At 65.3% G+C, this 14568-nt stretch carries 15 protein-coding genes; 9 read left to right on the top strand and 6 right to left on the bottom strand.

Annotated features, from left to right (window positions below; all coding sequences use genetic code 11):
• Nucleotides 1-65: 65 nt before the first annotated feature.
• On the bottom strand, nucleotides 66-980 hold the full coding sequence (locus BGI01S_RS09020; protein WP_042324290.1) for a DMT family transporter: 915 nt from the start codon (nucleotides 978-980) through the stop codon (nucleotides 66-68).
• 130 nt (nucleotides 981-1110) lie between these two features.
• Between BGI01S_RS09020 and BGI01S_RS09015 the strand changes: the two genes are divergently transcribed.
• Both BGI01S_RS09015 and BGI01S_RS09010 read left to right on the top strand, forming a co-directional pair.
• Entirely contained in the window at nucleotides 1111-2040 is a 930-nt protein-coding gene (locus tag BGI01S_RS09015; protein ID WP_042324549.1) for a LysR family transcriptional regulator, read from the top strand.
• 111 nt (nucleotides 2041-2151) lie between these two features.
• Nucleotides 2152-3228, top strand: a complete 1077-nt coding sequence (locus tag BGI01S_RS09010; protein ID WP_042324287.1) for an asparaginase — start codon at nucleotides 2152-2154, stop codon at nucleotides 3226-3228.
• A gap of 80 nt (nucleotides 3229-3308) precedes the next feature.
• Here BGI01S_RS09010 and BGI01S_RS09005 read toward each other — a convergent pair whose 3' ends face one another.
• On the bottom strand, nucleotides 3309-4286 hold the full coding sequence (locus BGI01S_RS09005) for a chemotaxis protein (RefSeq protein ID WP_042324285.1): 978 nt from the start codon (nucleotides 4284-4286) through the stop codon (nucleotides 3309-3311).
• Between the two features lie 391 nt (nucleotides 4287-4677).
• Between BGI01S_RS09005 and BGI01S_RS09000 the strand changes: the two genes are divergently transcribed.
• The 3 genes from BGI01S_RS09000 to BGI01S_RS08990 all read left to right on the top strand — a co-directional run bounded on the left by BGI01S_RS09000 (nucleotide 4678) and on the right by BGI01S_RS08990 (nucleotide 8527).
• The gene (locus BGI01S_RS09000) at nucleotides 4678-5244 is read left to right on the top strand and encodes a DUF4142 domain-containing protein (RefSeq protein ID WP_042324282.1); all 567 of its coding nucleotides are present in this window, start codon (nucleotides 4678-4680) and stop codon (nucleotides 5242-5244) included.
• Nucleotides 5245-5555: 311 nt separating this feature from the next.
• Nucleotides 5556-7316, top strand: coding sequence for a tetratricopeptide repeat protein (locus BGI01S_RS08995; RefSeq protein ID WP_042324281.1), 1761 nt, complete (start codon nucleotides 5556-5558; stop codon nucleotides 7314-7316).
• A gap of 185 nt (nucleotides 7317-7501) precedes the next feature.
• Nucleotides 7502-8527, top strand: a complete 1026-nt coding sequence (locus BGI01S_RS08990) for an aldo/keto reductase (protein ID WP_042324279.1) — start codon at nucleotides 7502-7504, stop codon at nucleotides 8525-8527.
• Between the two features lie 43 nt (nucleotides 8528-8570).
• On the opposite strand, the gene BGI01S_RS08985 is transcribed toward BGI01S_RS08990, so the two are convergent.
• The 3 genes from BGI01S_RS08985 to BGI01S_RS08975 form a co-directional block, all read right to left on the bottom strand.
• Complete coding sequence (locus BGI01S_RS08985) at nucleotides 8571-9122, bottom strand: cyclic nucleotide-binding domain-containing protein (RefSeq protein ID WP_042324277.1); 552 nt, start codon at nucleotides 9120-9122, stop codon at nucleotides 8571-8573.
• Between the two features lie 9 nt (nucleotides 9123-9131).
• Nucleotides 9132-10028, bottom strand: a complete 897-nt coding sequence (locus BGI01S_RS08980) for an SDR family oxidoreductase (RefSeq protein ID WP_042324276.1) — start codon at nucleotides 10026-10028, stop codon at nucleotides 9132-9134.
• A 66-nt stretch (nucleotides 10029-10094) separates the two neighbouring features.
• Nucleotides 10095-10838 carry an SDR family oxidoreductase gene (locus tag BGI01S_RS08975; protein WP_042324274.1) on the bottom strand — a complete coding sequence of 248 codons (744 nt, stop codon included), beginning with the start codon at nucleotides 10836-10838 and terminating at the stop codon, nucleotides 10095-10097.
• Nucleotides 10839-10977: 139 nt separating this feature from the next.
• Between BGI01S_RS08975 and BGI01S_RS08970 the strand changes: the two genes are divergently transcribed.
• The 4 genes from BGI01S_RS08970 to BGI01S_RS08955 all read left to right on the top strand — a co-directional run bounded on the left by BGI01S_RS08970 (nucleotide 10978) and on the right by BGI01S_RS08955 (nucleotide 13520).
• Nucleotides 10978-11892 carry a LysR family transcriptional regulator gene (locus BGI01S_RS08970; protein WP_042324272.1) on the top strand — a complete coding sequence of 305 codons (915 nt, stop codon included), beginning with the start codon at nucleotides 10978-10980 and terminating at the stop codon, nucleotides 11890-11892.
• A 157-nt stretch (nucleotides 11893-12049) separates the two neighbouring features.
• On the top strand, nucleotides 12050-12973 hold the full coding sequence (locus tag BGI01S_RS08965) for a LysR family transcriptional regulator (protein ID WP_042324270.1): 924 nt from the start codon (nucleotides 12050-12052) through the stop codon (nucleotides 12971-12973).
• Nucleotides 12970-13206, top strand: a complete 237-nt coding sequence (locus tag BGI01S_RS08960) for a hypothetical protein (RefSeq protein WP_042324268.1) — start codon at nucleotides 12970-12972, stop codon at nucleotides 13204-13206. Before BGI01S_RS08965 ends, BGI01S_RS08960 begins: the two co-directional genes overlap by 4 nt.
• Nucleotides 13203-13520, top strand: a complete 318-nt coding sequence (locus tag BGI01S_RS08955) for a single-stranded DNA-binding protein (protein ID WP_042324266.1) — start codon at nucleotides 13203-13205, stop codon at nucleotides 13518-13520. Before BGI01S_RS08960 ends, BGI01S_RS08955 begins: the two co-directional genes overlap by 4 nt.
• Here the strand turns inward: BGI01S_RS08955 and BGI01S_RS08950 are convergent.
• Nucleotides 13490-14416 carry a LysR family transcriptional regulator gene (locus BGI01S_RS08950; protein ID WP_042324264.1) on the bottom strand — a complete coding sequence of 309 codons (927 nt, stop codon included), beginning with the start codon at nucleotides 14414-14416 and terminating at the stop codon, nucleotides 13490-13492. The two genes, BGI01S_RS08955 and BGI01S_RS08950, sit on opposite strands and share 31 nt — an antisense overlap.
• Between the last annotated feature and the right edge of the window lie 152 nt (nucleotides 14417-14568).

Below are 14568 nucleotides of genomic sequence, written 5' to 3'. Positions count from 1 at the left end.
TGCCCGCACGAAAGAGACGCTACCGGCGCTTTGCGCCGGTAGCGTCGTCCGTGTCGCGCTCATTATCACGCCTGCGCGACGCTCGTGCGCCACGCGCGCCACCGCACCGTCGCCAGCACCGAAGCGGCGACGATCAGCGCACCACCGACCCACGCGGTCGTCGAAATCCGCTCACCTAACCAGATGCTCGCGAAGACCGCGCCGAACGCCGGCTCGCTGCCCATCAGCAGCGACACGCGCGTCGGGCTGCTGCGCTTGATCGCGAAGTTCTGCGCGAAGAACGCGAACAGCGTGCAGGCCAGCACCAGATACGCGACGTAAGCCCAGAACGTCGAATGGCCGGTCAGCGTCGGCACCGCTTGCCACTGCTGATGCGACGTGAACACCCAGGCGGTGGCCGCGCTGCCGAACGCCACCACGCCCGACTGAACGGCAGTCACCGACAACGGCGGCAACGCCGAATCGCGCATCACGCGTTTGGTCACACACACGGTCAAAGCCCGCAGTAACGCGGCGAGCAGGATCAGTGCGTCGCCGGGATTGAAGCTCATTGCGCCGTCGCCGGCCAGCAGCCATGCGCCGAGCAGCGACAGCGCCACCGCCGCCCACTCGATACGGCTCGGCCGCCGCTTGAGCAGCAACCATTCGACGAGCGGCGTCAGCACCACGCACAGGCTGATCAGAAACGCGGCGTTGGCGGCGCGGGTCATCAGGATGCCGAACGTTTCGCACAGGTAGATGCCAAGCAGCAGAATGCCGGCGATCAGCACGCCGCGCAGCGTGCGGGCGTCGGCGAAGCGCAGATGGCGCAACGCCGGTGACAGGATCACGAACGTGATGCCGAAGCGCAGCGCCAGCAGACCCAGCACCGGATAGAACACCAGCGCGCTCTTCACGACGCCGTAACTGGTGCCCCACACGACCGCGACCGCAAGCAGCATCAGATCGGACAGCAGGAGCAGACGTTCCTGTTTCAACATGGGGACCTCGACCGCGAACAATGGAGCGCGTATTGTCGAACCTTGCATGCCGGAAGATAATCGGGTCGCCGCGCACAGCTTTTATGTCGCGAACGCATCAATCCAGAACCTGTCGAAAGAGCCTGCCACGATGACCCCCACCGAGCTTTTCGCGCTGCTGCCGGACATGGCGGTGTTCGCCCGAGTTGTCGATGCCGGCAATTTTTCGGTGGCCGCGCGTCAGTTGGGCAGTACGCCGTCCACGGTCAGCCGGCAGATCAAGCGGCTCGAAGACGCGCTCGCGACCCGTCTGCTGGAACGGTCCACCCGCACGGTGCGGGTCACGGAATCGGGCGCCCAGGTGGCGCGCTTTTGCCGCGACATGGTGAGCGCCGCGTCCGGCGCGATCGACGCCGCCGGGCAACTCGCCGGACGTCCGCAGGGCAAGGTGAGCGTGAGTGCGCCGACCCAGTTCGCGAAGGCCGTGATTCATCCGCTGATGGCCGGCTTCCTGCGCGCTTATGACGAAGTGGACCTGCAACTGCTATTCACCGACCACGACGTCGATTCGCTCGCCGACGACGTCGACCTGGTGATCCGCCTGACCGAACATCCGCCGCAAGGTCTGGCGGGTCGCCGTCTTGGCGCGGTGCGCTGGCTGCTGGTGGCGTCGCCCGCGTATTTGCGCGAACGCGGCATGCCCGCGCAGCCGCGCGATCTGCTCAGGCACGCGTGCATCTATCTCGGCGAGACCACCGACGACAACCGCTGGCGCTTTCGTCGCGGCACGGAGACGCAAAGCGTCGACGTGAAAGGGCGCTACATCGCCAACCATGCGCTCGCGCGGCTCGAAGCGGCGCAGCAGGACTTCGGCATCGCGTGCGTGCCGGAGTTCGCCGCCGCGCACGCGTTGCAAAGCGGCGAGCTGGTGCAGGTGCTGCCCGACTGGCGTCTCGAAGCGCGCGCGTACGAAGGCTCGGTGTGGCTGCTGTATCCGCCGAACCGTTTCCTGCCGCCGAAGGTGCGGGCGTTGATCGATTACCTGGTCGAGCATCTGCACGAGCGCCTCGATGCAACTTGATCCAATGTCGGGGCACCCTGGTTCGAGCCGCGAAACGAACGTAGAATCGCTCGCGCCGCCGACGATGCAGTGCGCCCGCACCGCGCGCGGCGCTCACAAGGAGAGAACGGCATGACCTTGCACGAAACCGCGCCGGTGGCGGCAACCGTCTATCGCGGCGACGCGATTGAAAACACCCATCTCGCGCATGTGGCGGTGGTCGACGCGAGCGGCCGGCTGTTGTATTCGTTCGGCGATCCGTCGCGCGTGACGCTTGCGCGCTCCGCCGCAAAACCCGCGCAGGCGCTCGCGGTGGTCGAAACCGGCGCGCTCGAACAGTTCGGCTTCGACGAAGCGGACCTCGCGCTGATGTGCGCGTCGCATAGCAGCGAGGCGCGTCATATCGAACGCACGCGCAGCATGCTTGCCAAGGCGCAGGCGAGCGAAGCGGATTTGCGCTGCGGCGGCCATCCGCCGTTATCCGACGCGGTGTATATCGACTGGCTCAAGCGCGATTTCAAACCGGGGGGCGTGTGCAGCAACTGTTCCGGCAAACATGCGGGGATGCTGGCCGGCGCGCGGGCGATCGGTGCGGCGATCAGCGGTTATGAACAGCCTGGGCATCCGCTGCAAGCACGCGTGAAGCAGACGCTCGCCGATGTATGCGATCTGCCGGCCGACGCGGTGCTGTGGTCGACCGACGGCTGCAATCTGCCGACGCCGGCCTTTCCACTCGACCGCCTCGCGCGCCTGTTCGCGAAGCTGGCCGCGGCGCAGGACGAGGTGGCGGCGGGAGCGTCATCGGTGGCGCCGCGCACGGCTGCGCTCGCGCGGATTTATCGCGCGATGACCGTGTATCCGGAACTCGTGGGCGGAGAAGCGCGCTTCTGTACCGTGCTGATACAGGCGTTCGATGGCGCGCTGGTCGGCAAGGTCGGCGCGGACGGCAGCTACGCGTTCGGCGTACGCGCGTCGCGGCAGACCGAGCGATTGGGCGCGGCCGGCGCGCTCGGCATCGCGGTGAAGATCGAGGACGGCAATCTCGCCGTGCTGTATGCGGTGGCGGCGCAACTGCTCGCGCTGCTCGACCTCGGTACAGCGGAGCAGCGCGCGAAGCTCGACGCGTTTCACGCACCGAAGCGGCTCAACACGATGGGTGTCGAAACGGGACGCCTGGCTTTCTCGGTGGAGCTTGCATCGCATCGATAGGAAGCGGCGCGGCATGCGCCTACATCGCGCGGTCCGCCCGATCCCGGCGCGGGCCGCCGCTCACGCAGCCGCAAGCAACCTCACGCGGCCGCGGGCGTCGCCCCCAGCGCATGACGAATCGCATCGGCCAGTTCGGCCGCGGCGAACTTCGCGACATAGCCGTTCGCGCCGGCATTCTTCACGTGCGCTTCGTTCGCCGCGCCCGTCAACGAAGAATGGATGATTACCGGAATGTCGCGGGTGCGCTCGTCGGCCTTGATCTGACGCGTCAGCATGAAGCCGTCCATCTCCGGCATCTCAAGATCGGTCAGCACCAGCGCGATATGGTCCTTGACCCGCTCGCCGCTCGACTGCGCTTCGCGAGCGACCTGTTGCAACGTACTCCACGCCTCTTCGCCGGTCTTGGTCATCACATAGTCCGCACCGATCGCGCTCAGGGCCTGCTCGATCAGCTTGCGCGCCAAGCCGGAATCGTCGGCGGCGAGAATCTTCGCGCCAGGGCGGATGCCCAGTCCCAGCGCTTCGCCGACCGACGTGGGATCCACGCTCGGATGCTGTGACGGAAACACGTCGCGCAGTACCTGCTCTACGTCGATCACCTGAGCGAGCCGCGAGTCGCCGGTATTGCCGTCGATGCGCGCGATGCTCGTGACGAGATTGCCGCCCGCGGTGCCATCGGCGGACAGCACCTGGTTCCATTCGAGCCGCACGATGTCGTCCACTTCCTCGACCGCGAACGCCTGCGTCGAACGCGCGAATTCCGTGACCAGCAGGATGTTCAGGCCGCGTGTCGGTTCGCAGCCCATCAGGCGCGGCAAGTCGATGACCGGAATGATCTGGCCGCGAATATCCACTGCGCCCATTACGAACGGCGACGAACCGGCGATCGGCGTGACGGGCGGCATGGTGGAGATTTCACGCACCTTGAAGACGTTGATCCCATACAGTTCGTGCGCGTCGCTGCCCGGCACGCTGCCGAGGCGATACAGCAACAACTCGAATTTGTTGGAACTGGTCAGGTTGCTGCGTTCGTGATTGGCTCGCTGTTCTTCCGCCATCGAAACTCTCCGGGATTGCGCTGTGTGTCGTGCGCCATGCAGCGTTGCGTCGGCCCCTGGCGCGTGGCTTACCTTCGGGTTATCGGCTTGCCCGCAGAAAAATTCAGGGCGTGCGCGCTGTTTAATCGCGACGTGCGGTTCATGCGCTCACGGTGAGCATGGCGCACGGAGCGCGTCGAATACCGGCATGTCAAGGCATTGATGTGAAGGTTACCTAAGGTTACAGAAGCCACAGCACCGTTTCACATGGTGCCCAACGCGCCTCCTAGAATCGACAGCGATAAAAGCGTGGCGACGTCGACGGCTCGCAAGCCGGCTGCAATTTTTACGCAGTGCGTGCCCGACGCGCACACGCTTCGCTGTCGTTTCGCTTCCACCTCAAGGAGAACGTATGATCCGCTTGCCTCTCGCCACTCTCGCCAGCGCCTGCATGACCGGCCTTCTGGCTGTCGCCACCGCGGCCAGCGCTCAGACTCCCACCGCCGCGCCGGCAGCGGCCGACGCGGGCCGTTTGCACGCGGCCGACCAGACCTTCATTGCGGACGGCACCCAAGCCGTCGCGACGCAACGCGACGCCGCGCGCATCGCCACGTCGCGTTCCACCGACCGCGACGTGAAGGCGTTTGCCGAACGCGTATCGACCGATAACGCGAAGATCTCGGACGCGCTGCGCGCGGCGAGTCCGCGCGGCGTCGACGTGCCGAAGAATGATCCCGACGCGGCAGTGCTCGCGAGCATCAACAATCTGCGCGGCGCCGAGTTCGACAAGACGTATATCGAACAGGTCGCGCTCGCCGGAGAACAGAAGACGTTGTCGGCGTTTCAGGCGGAAATCGCTTCGGGCCGCGACGAGCAGTTGAAGGACGCGGCGAAGAAGGCGCTGCCGACCATCCAGCAGCACTATGCGATGGCGCAGGATCTCGCGAAGCGCAAGCATCTGTCGGGCACCGCGCAGTAAGGCTGTTTTCGATGGGCATGGCGCGCTACGTCACGCCGGGTGACGTGGCGCGCGGTGCGTGATGCTCGACGCGCGGGCCGGAGGCCACAAAAGCACGGCCCCGCGATGAAGCGAGACGGCCATGCGCGCCGCGCTACCCATGCCCGCTTCACACGCCTACTTCCGCGCGTGCCTCATCCGCGCACATCGCACCCGCGCATTCACACCCCATGTCCACGGTAGTTCGAAGCGGCGCTTTTCGACGATAATCGCGCTTGTCCTGCGTGCTCACCGCACCGGCGACTTCTCGCGCATTCCATCGAAGCTACCGTATGAGCAAACCTGGCAACCTGCCGCAACAGTTGGACTACATGCTTCGGCAAGCCGTCGCGCTTCAGCAGAACGGCGCGCTCGTCGAGGCCGAAGAACTCTATCGCGAGATTCTCGAACTCAAGCCACGCCACTTCGACGCGTTGAAATGGCTGGGCGAACTCGCGCTGCAAACGGGCCGCCCGCAAGAGGGCGCGGAGCTGTTCAGAAAAGCGCTGGCGATCAACGCGAAGCAGGCGCCGCTGCATTCGAACCTCGCCTATGCGTTGAACGAACAGCAGCGCTACGCGGAAGGCCTCGCGAGCGCCGATCGCGCGCTCGCACTGCAGCCGAACTTCCCCGATGCCTGGAACAATCGCGGCAATGCGCTGGGCGGGTTGAACCGGCCGCTCGATGCACTCGCTGCGTTCGATCGCGCTATCGCCTCGATGCCGGAGGCCGCGCCGTTCTGGAACAATCGCGCTTGCGTGCTGCGTGACCTGGGCCACACCGACGACGCGCTCGCCAGCGTCGAGCGCGCGCTTGCGCTGCGGCCGGACTATGCGGTGGCGTGGAGCAATCGCGGCAACGTGCTCGGCGATCTGAACCAGCCGCAGGATGCGGAGCGCAGCTACCGGCGCGCGTTGGAGCTGGCGCCGGCGTTCGCCGAAGCCTGGAACAATCTCGGCCTCGCGCAGATCGATCTCGATCAGCACGCGCAGGCGCTGTCGAGTTTCGAACGCGCGCTCGCGCTCGATTCCGCGTTGGTGGAAGCGCGCTGGAACCAGTCGCTGTGTCTGCTGCGCATGGGCCGGTTCGAAGCCGGCTGGCAACATTACGAATCGCGCTGGGCGCGCGCCCGGATCAAGGCGCACACGCGCGATTTCGCGCAGCCGCTGTGGCTCGGCGATTTTTCGCTCGACGGCAAGACGATTCTGTTGCATGCAGAGCAGGGGCTCGGCGATACGCTGCAGTTTTGCCGCTATGCGGCGCTCGTGTCGAAGCTCGGTGCGAAGGTCGTGCTCGAAGTGCCGGGGCCGCTCTTGCGGCTGATGACCACGCTCGATGGCGTCGATCAGTTGGTCGAAGCAGGGCAGCCGTTGCCGCTGTTCGATTGCCACTGTCCGCTGCTGAGTTTGCCGCTCGCGTTCAGGACCGACGAGGCGAGCGTGCCCGCCACGACGCCTTATCTTGTCGCGCACTCGGAGGAGGCAAACGCATGGCGCGAGCGGATCGATGCGTGCACGCAAATCCGCGCGTCCCATCCGACGCGGTCACACGCGGATCGCTGCCTGAAAGTCGGCCTCGTGTGGGCCGGCGAGAACCGCTCGCATGTCGCTGAGTTGCGCAAAATCGACGCACGCCGTTCGATCGCGTTCGAGCGGCTCGCTCCGCTGTTCGAGGTCCCTGACGTGTGCTTCTTCAGTCTGCAAAAAGGCGCGGCGGCGTCGCAGTTGTCGGGCAGCGAACTGGGCGGGCGCGTGGTCGACTACACGCAGGAACTGCACGATTTCGCCGATACCGCGGCGCTCGTCGCCAATCTCGACCTGGTGATTTCGGTGGACACGTCCACCGCGCATCTGGCCGGCGCGTTGAATAAGCCGGTCTGGATTCTTAACCGCTTCGACACCTGCTGGCGCTGGTTGCTGGAGCGCAGCGACACGCCGTGGTATCCGGGCGCGCGGTTGTTCAGGCAGCCCGCATTGGGCGATTGGGACAGCGTGATGCGCAACACGCGCGACGCGTTGGCTGAGTTGAGTGCGTCGCGGACGGCTGGCGTCTAGGGAGCGTCGTTTGCGCTTGTGAGTGAGCTTCGATTTTCATTTGCGCACAGCACACGCTGGACGCAAACCGCAAACCGCGCGCAGCACGGAACCGTCGCCAACTTCGTCCGCCCGCCGACGTATTTGCCCAGACACGCGTAGACTGAACGTCCGTTTATCGACGGCTATGCCACGGAGATTCATCAATGGAATACAGACATCTGGGTGCATCCGGCTTCAAGGTGCCGGTCCTGAGTTTCGGCACGGGCACGTTTGGCGGCAAGGGCGAATTTTTCGAGGCGTGGGGCGCTACCGACGTCGCCGAAGCGCGCCGCCTGATCGACATCTGCTTCGACGCGGGCGTCACGATGTTCGACACCGCGGACATCTATTCGAAAGGCGCGTCCGAGTCGGTACTCGGCGAAGCGCTCAAGGGCAAACGTGACAAGGCGATCATCTCGACCAAGGCCACCTTTCGTTTCGACGACGACCCCAACAGCGTCGGCTCGTCGCGTTTCCATCTGACCCAGGCGGTCGACGCCGCGCTCAAGCGCTTGCAGACCGATTACATCGACCTGTTCCAGCTGCACGGCTTCGACGCCAGGACGCCGGTCGCCGAAGTGCTGTCGACGCTCGACGATCTGGTCCGCGCGGGCAAGATCCGCTACACCGGCGTGTCGAATTTCTCTGGCTGGCATCTGATGAAATCGCAGGATGTCGCGGACCGCTACGGCTATCCGCGTTACGTCGCGAATCAGACCTACTATTCGCTGGTCGGCCGCGACTACGAGTGGGAGCTGATGCCGCTCGGCATCGATCAGGGCGTGGGCGCGGTGGTGTGGAGTCCGCTCGGCTGGGGGCGCCTGACCGGCAAGATCAAGCGCGGCCAGCCGCTGCCCGATTCGAGCCGGCTGCACAAGACCGCCGACATGGGCCCGCCGGTGCCCGACGATTATCTGTTCCGCGTGCTCGATGCAATCGACGAAGTCGCCGCCGAAACCGGCAAGACCGTGCCGCAGATCGCATTGAACTGGCTGCTGCAACGGCCGACGGTATCGACGGTGCTGATCGGCGCGCGCAACGAGGAGCAACTGCGGCAGAACCTCGGCGCGGTTGGCTGGAACCTGACGCCGGAGCAGGTTGCGAAACTCGATGCGGCGAGCGCCGTGCGTCCCGCTTATCCGTACTGGCATCAGGAAGGGTTTGCGGAGCGCAATCCAAAGGCGGTTTGAGCGCGCTGCTTAATACATCAAAACATGATGCTCCGGGCCGGCTTCATTGCATAAGTCCGGCCGGAGCGGCGAACAGCTCGCCGTAGTAGCGACGGCCCGCGTCGAGATGCGGGCCGAACGCGAAACCTTGCGCGAGCATCGCGTCGAAGTCGGCGCGTTCTATTTTCATCACGTAGCTGTGCTCGGTCGTGACGACACGGCATGGCCGGTTCGTGAGCGCCGCGCTGAACCACTTGCCCGCGCTCGCATGGTCGGCCGGGTATGCATGGCCGCCGGTTTCGATTTGCCAGCTGCCGTCAAGCAGAATCCACATGGCTCGATCGTGTGCGCCTGACGCGGGTTCGTCGCATTGCGCGACTACCGTGCCGCCGCGCGCTTCCCATTCACGCGAGTGCTCGATCACCCAACGCAACTGCACGGTCGTCAGGCTCGTGAAGAACGGCGTGTGCTTCAGCAGATGAAGGTAAGTGACCGAAGGTTCCATGGTCGTGCTCCGTGCGGAGGTGGACGCGGCGGGCGGCAACGGGCCGCCATCGCAGGCGGTGGCGAGCAATGGCAGCAGCACCGCGCACGCGATCAGGGTGAGGGAGTTCATAAGGATGACTTAACGCCTGGCGCGTGCTTCCAGCAGATCGCCCATGCCAATGCGCTGCGCGAATTCGATCCGCACGCGCTCCGACACGTCGAGCACCTCGCGTGCGCCGTCGCCGACGAAGTCGATCACCGAGCGCATCGGCCGCTCGCCCGACGGCAGCGCGACGATCCGCACGATTTCATCGGCGACGGCTTGCGGATCGGCGTCGTCCGGCGTGAGCTCGGACAGGCGCTCGCCGATGCGGTCCATCACGCCGTCATAGCGTGCGTACGCCGCCGCGCGTTCGGTGTCGGCGGGCTTGCCGGCGTTCGGGAAGTGCTCGGTGCCGCGCGTGAACGCACCCGGCACCACGATCGACGTTTCGATGCCGAAGCGCGCGATCTCGTACGCAAGCGTGACCGCAAGCGAATCCATCGCGGCCTTAGCGGCGCCGTACGGACCGAGGAACGGCGGAAAGCCGCCCTTGGTCGTCGAACTGCTGACCCAGAGCATCAGCCCCGCTTCCTGCGCACGCAGATAGGGCAGCGCCGCGCGGTTCACGCGTTGCGCGCCGAACAGGTTGGTGTCGAACACCTTCGTCATTTCTTCCGGCGTGAACGCTTCGGTCGGACCGACCACCAGATGCCCCGCGTTCTGGATCACCACGTCGAGCTGTCCCTGCTCGCGGACGATCGTCGCAGCCGCGGCATCGGCGGAGTCTTGTGACAGCACGTCGAGTTCGAGCGGATGCAGTTGCAGGTCTTTCGCCTCGGCGAGCGCGCGTAACGCATCGGCGCGCGGCTGGTTGCGCCCGTGGACGTCGCGCATCGTCGCGTAGACGATGTGGCCGGCTTCGGCCAACGATTGGGCGGTGAGTTTGCCGATGCCCGTGCCGGCTCCCGTGACCAGGATAACGTTCTTGCGCATGTGTTTCTCCGCTTCGATTCGAGTCAGTTCAGGCCGATTGAAGGTGCCGTGGCTTTGCATGCCGCTTCAGGCAAGGCCGCCGTTCGCGCGCAGGATCTGACCGTTGACCCAGCCCGAGTCCGCACCGGCCAGAAACGCCACCACCGACGCAATGTCCTCCGGCTGGCCGAGACGTTGCAGCGGCGGCATCTTCGCGAAGTTCTGGATCTGCTCGTCGGTCTTGCCGTCGAGAAACAGCGACGTCGCGATCGGACCCGGCGCCACCGCGTTGACGGTGATGTTGCGGCCACGCAGTTCCTTCGCGAACACATGCGTGAACGCTTCGACGGCGGCCTTGGTCGCGTTGTAGATCGCGTAACCCGGCATGTTCAGCGCGAGCGTGGTGCTCGAAAAATTGACGATGCGCCCGCCGTCGTTCATCCGCGCGGCCGCTTCGCGCAGCGTGTTGAAAGTGCCGCGCACGTTGATGTCGAAGGTCTGGCTGTATAGCGCGTCGCTCGTGTCGGCGAGCGGCACGGTCTTGAGCACGCCCGCGTTGTTGACCAGCACGTCCACCTTGCCGAGTTGCTGCTCGGTGATCTCGAACATGCGGCGCACGTCGTCGGCGTTCGACACGTCCGCTTTCACCGCGATCGCCTGCGCGCCCGCGGCGGTGAGTCCGGCGACCAAGGCATCGGCTTCGCCGGCGCTGGACGCATAGTTGATCGCGACCGCGAAGCCGTCCTTCGCGAGACGTTGCGCAACCGCTGCGCCGATGCCACGGGATGCGCCGGTCACGACGGCGACTTGCGCGTTGTTGAGCGTGTTCATGATCGTTTCCTTGCGGGTGGTGGGTGAGTGAGACAAATCATGGACGCTTTCGCCGCTTAGATAATCGGGCTGGACCGAGTATCATCATTCCATTTTCTTTAACAATTGGCGGCCACGACAGCCGCCGGAGTGTCGAACGATGGATCGTTTCGAGGAAATGCGAGTTTTCGTGCGGATCGCCGAGCGGCAGAGCTTCACGCGCGCATCGGACGATCTGCAGATTCCGCGCGCCACCGTTACCAATCTGATGAAACGCATGGAACAGCGGCTCGGCGCGCGGCTGCTGGAGCGCACCACGCGCACGGTGCGGCTCACGCATGACGGCGAGGCGTACTACCGCCGCTGCGTGCGGCTGATCGCCGACATGGAAGAGGCCGAGGGGTCGTTTTCGAACCTCGCGCCGAAGGGGCTGCTGCGGGTGAATTTGCAGGGCACGCTGGCGCGGCACTTCGTCGTGCCGGCGCTGCCGGCGTTTCTCGCGCGCTTTCCGGAGATCGAACTGACGATCGGCGAGGACGACCGCCTCGTCGATCTGGTGCGCGAAGGGATCGACTGCGTGCTGCGCGCGGGCAGTCTGCAGGATTCGTCGATGGGGGGGCGGCGCGTCGCGCAACTGCCGCAAGTGACGGTGGCGAGCCGGGCGTATCTCGCGGCGTACGGCGAGCCGGCTGATCCGGCGGGGTTGTCCACGCATCGGGCGGTGAATTACCTGTCGAGCGCAACCGGCAAGCCGGTGCCGCTCGAATTCCGCATCGACGGGCGGAATACGGCGATGGTGTTGCCATCGGCGGTGTCGGTGACGGGCACCGAGCTATATGCCGGGTCGGCGCTCGCCGGACTCGGTATCGTGCAGGTGCCGCAATACCGGATCGCGGGGGAACTGGCGGCGGGACGGCTGAAGATCATCCTCGCGGATTTTCCGCCGCCGCCGATGCCGGTTTCGGTGCTGTATCCACAGAATCGCCAGTTGTCGTCGCGTGTGCGGGTGTTCGCGCAGTGGCTGCGGGAGATTTTCGAGGCGGCGGCGGAGAATCCGCAGCAGGGCCAGGTTTGAGGGCGGGCGCGCCGAAAGCACGCGGCACGTGCGATTTGGCCGAACGTGCATCGCGCCCGTTTTTGACTGGGCAAATGTGGCGCGATCGCTCCGATGGACTCGCAACGGCGCTTTGCCGTAGCATCCTTCCGATCGAACCCGTTCGAAGGAATGGAACATGCTCTCCGAAGACGAATTGGCCTTGCTCGACGCGATTCGCGAGACCGGCAGCCTGTCGCGCGCGGCGGCGCGCCTCGGCAAAGCGCCGTCGACCATTTCGCATGCCGCGCGCCAGTTGGAGACGCGCTTCGACGCGCTGCTGTTCGACCGGCGCCGCTACCGTCTGCAACTGACGCCCGCCGGCCAGTTGCTCGCCGACGAAGCCGCGCGCCTGATGCTCGACATGGCGCGTATGACGCAGCGGGTGAAGCAGATTGCAAGCGGCTGGGAGGACCGGCTGTGGGTGGTCACGGACGAGATCATCGAGTTTGAATTGCTGATGCCGGTGGTGCGCGCATTCGATGCGCTGAACACCGGCGTCAAGCTGCGCTTCACGCACGAAGTGCTGAGCGGCACATGGGAAGCGTTGCGCGACGGCCGCGCTGACTTGATCGTCGGCGCGACCAATGAACCGCCCGCGATTCCCGGCCTGCGCTGGTTCGAACTCGGCGTGATGGACTGGGTGTTCGCGGTGTCGCCGCGTCATCCGCTGGCGACGGTCGACGGACCGCTCGGCCGCGAGCGGATCCTCGAACATCGCGCGGTGGTGGTGGCCGATTCGTCGCGCGCGACGGCCGGGCGCGCGTATGGCGTGATTGGCGGGCAGGCGTCGCTGGCCGTGCCCAGCATGCGCGCCAAAATCCTCGCGCAGCGCGACGGCCTGGGCGTCGGATGGCTGCCGCGTCAGCGGGTGGCGTCGCTGTTAAAGCGCGGCGAGCTGGTCGAGAAAACGACCGCCGATCCGCGCGAGCCGAACGTGTTGTATGTCGCGTGGCGCGGCGATCACGAGGGGCGCGCGTTGCAATGGTGGCTCGAACAGTTGCGGCAAGCGCGGCTGGCGAAACGCCTCGTGCGTGGAGTGGATCTGATGGAGGGCGGATGAGCGCCGTGCGCCTGATCAACGGCGATGCGCGATTGGCGAACGAGGGCAAGCGCGAGGCACGCGTCAACCGCATGCCGACCCTGCGCCGCTCCGCGCGCCTGTTTCCGATTCTTTTATGCGGGCCGCGCCGCTTCTCGTGGGATCATACGCACCGTGCCGGCCGACAGGCTTTTCACACGACACGCCCGAGCGGAAACCCTTCGGCGAGGCAACAACAGGAGCAACGCAAATGATTGAAGGACTGGTGGGCGGACGCTTATACGGCGAAGCGCAGATTCGCACGGGGCAGAACGGCAGGCGCTTCGTGACCTGCAAGGTGCGGGCGACGACGAACGACGGCGACACGATCTTCGTCAACGTGATCGCCTTCGACGACGATGTGCAAACCGCGCTGCTCGCGCTGAGCGATGCCGACAGTGTCGCGCTGAGCGGCACCTTGACGCCGAAGGTCTGGACCGACAAGAACGGCCTCGTCAAACCGGCCGTGGACATGATCGCCCACAGGCTGCTGACCGCTTATCCAGGCCGTCCCGACGGCGCCGAATGAAGCGTTTTTACGGACTTGCCGCCGGCCTCGTTGAGATACTCGACGAACCGTTCGGCGACCGGCTCCGCCTCGCCGTTCCTGCGCAACAGCAGGACTTGCGATAGCAGCGTCTCGCCGTGCAACGGCAAAAAGCACACGCGCGGGTCTTGCACCTGCCGCAGCGTATACGGGACTAGCGCGACGCCCATGCCGAAGCCGACCATCGTGACGACGGTCTGCCACAAGCGTGCCTCATGACGAATCTGTGGACTGAAACCCGCGCTCACGCACTGGGCGATGATCAGATCGTGATAATGCGGCGACACGGTGCGCGGAAACAGAATGAACGGCTCCTGCGCCAGCGCGCGCAGATCGACCCGACGCTTGCGGGCGAGCGGATGATCGACCGACAGGCAGCATAAAAACGGCTCGGAAAACACCGGCGTCGACGTGACGTCGGTCGGAAAGTTGCCCCAATGCGCGTAGCCCATGTCGATCTGCATCCGCTGGATCGCATGCACCTGCTCGCTAGTGTTCATCTCCTTCAGCACGATTTCGACGCCCGGATAGTCGGCCTCGAAGCGGCTCACCGCCTGCGGCATGCCGCGGTACAACATCGAATTCACGAAGCCGATCCGCAAGCGGCCGGCGAGGCCGTGCGCGGAGCGCACCGTGATGCGCTCGGCTTCGCTCGCCTGCAATAACAGGCGGCGCGCTTCGTCGAGCAGCACCTGGCCGGCGTTGGTCAGCGCCACCGACTTGTTGGTGCGCGCGAGCAACTGCACGCCGAGCTGTTCCTCGAACTTGCGGATGTCGAAGCTCAACGCGGGTTGCGAAATGAACAGCCGCTTGGCCGCGCGGCCGAAATGCAGCTCCTCGGCGACCGCCACGAAATAGCGCAATTGCTTCAGGTCCACGGGCGTCTCCGTTTTTTTATCGATAAGCCGTGTCTATCGTACCGGATATAAGTTGTATTAGACGATTATCGAAGCCACTTCTATGCTCTGTCCACGAGATAACGATGCATGGGACCGGAGTAAGCGCTAAAGCGCTAGCTCTGGCCGACAGC

Origin of the sequence: Paraburkholderia ginsengisoli NBRC 100965, from assembly GCF_000739735.1 — a bacterium.
Lineage (GTDB): Bacteria > Pseudomonadota > Gammaproteobacteria > Burkholderiales > Burkholderiaceae > Paraburkholderia > Paraburkholderia ginsengisoli.
Note: the sequence above shows the minus strand (reverse complement) of the source record. Positions and strands in the feature narration are given on the sequence as shown.

Excerpts from the sequence above, each read along its gene's own strand:
- BGI01S_RS09000 (WP_042324282.1), top strand. The coding sequence starts at position 4,678 with ATGATCCGCTTGCCTCTCGCCACTCTCGCCAGCGCCTGCATGACCGGC.
- BGI01S_RS08990 (WP_042324279.1), top strand. The coding sequence starts at position 7,502 with ATGGAATACAGACATCTGGGTGCATCCGGCTTCAAGGTGCCGGTCCTG.
- BGI01S_RS08985 (WP_042324277.1), bottom strand. The coding sequence starts at position 9,122 with ATGAACTCCCTCACCCTGATCGCGTGCGCGGTGCTGCTGCCATTGCTC.
- BGI01S_RS09015 (WP_042324549.1), top strand. The coding sequence starts at position 1,111 with ATGACCCCCACCGAGCTTTTCGCGCTGCTGCCGGACATGGCGGTGTTC.
- BGI01S_RS09020 (WP_042324290.1), bottom strand. The coding sequence starts at position 980 with ATGTTGAAACAGGAACGTCTGCTCCTGCTGTCCGATCTGATGCTGCTT.
- BGI01S_RS08980 (WP_042324276.1), bottom strand. The coding sequence starts at position 10,028 with ATGCGCAAGAACGTTATCCTGGTCACGGGAGCCGGCACGGGCATCGGC.
- BGI01S_RS08960 (WP_042324268.1), top strand. The coding sequence starts at position 12,970 with ATGAGCGCCGTGCGCCTGATCAACGGCGATGCGCGATTGGCGAACGAG.
- BGI01S_RS08955 (WP_042324266.1), top strand. The coding sequence starts at position 13,203 with ATGATTGAAGGACTGGTGGGCGGACGCTTATACGGCGAAGCGCAGATT.
- BGI01S_RS08970 (WP_042324272.1), top strand. The coding sequence starts at position 10,978 with ATGGATCGTTTCGAGGAAATGCGAGTTTTCGTGCGGATCGCCGAGCGG.
- BGI01S_RS08995 (WP_042324281.1), top strand. The coding sequence starts at position 5,556 with ATGAGCAAACCTGGCAACCTGCCGCAACAGTTGGACTACATGCTTCGG.
- BGI01S_RS09010 (WP_042324287.1), top strand. The coding sequence starts at position 2,152 with ATGACCTTGCACGAAACCGCGCCGGTGGCGGCAACCGTCTATCGCGGC.
- BGI01S_RS08965 (WP_042324270.1), top strand. The coding sequence starts at position 12,050 with ATGCTCTCCGAAGACGAATTGGCCTTGCTCGACGCGATTCGCGAGACC.
- BGI01S_RS08975 (WP_042324274.1), bottom strand. The coding sequence starts at position 10,838 with ATGAACACGCTCAACAACGCGCAAGTCGCCGTCGTGACCGGCGCATCC.
- BGI01S_RS09005 (WP_042324285.1), bottom strand. The coding sequence starts at position 4,286 with ATGGCGGAAGAACAGCGAGCCAATCACGAACGCAGCAACCTGACCAGT.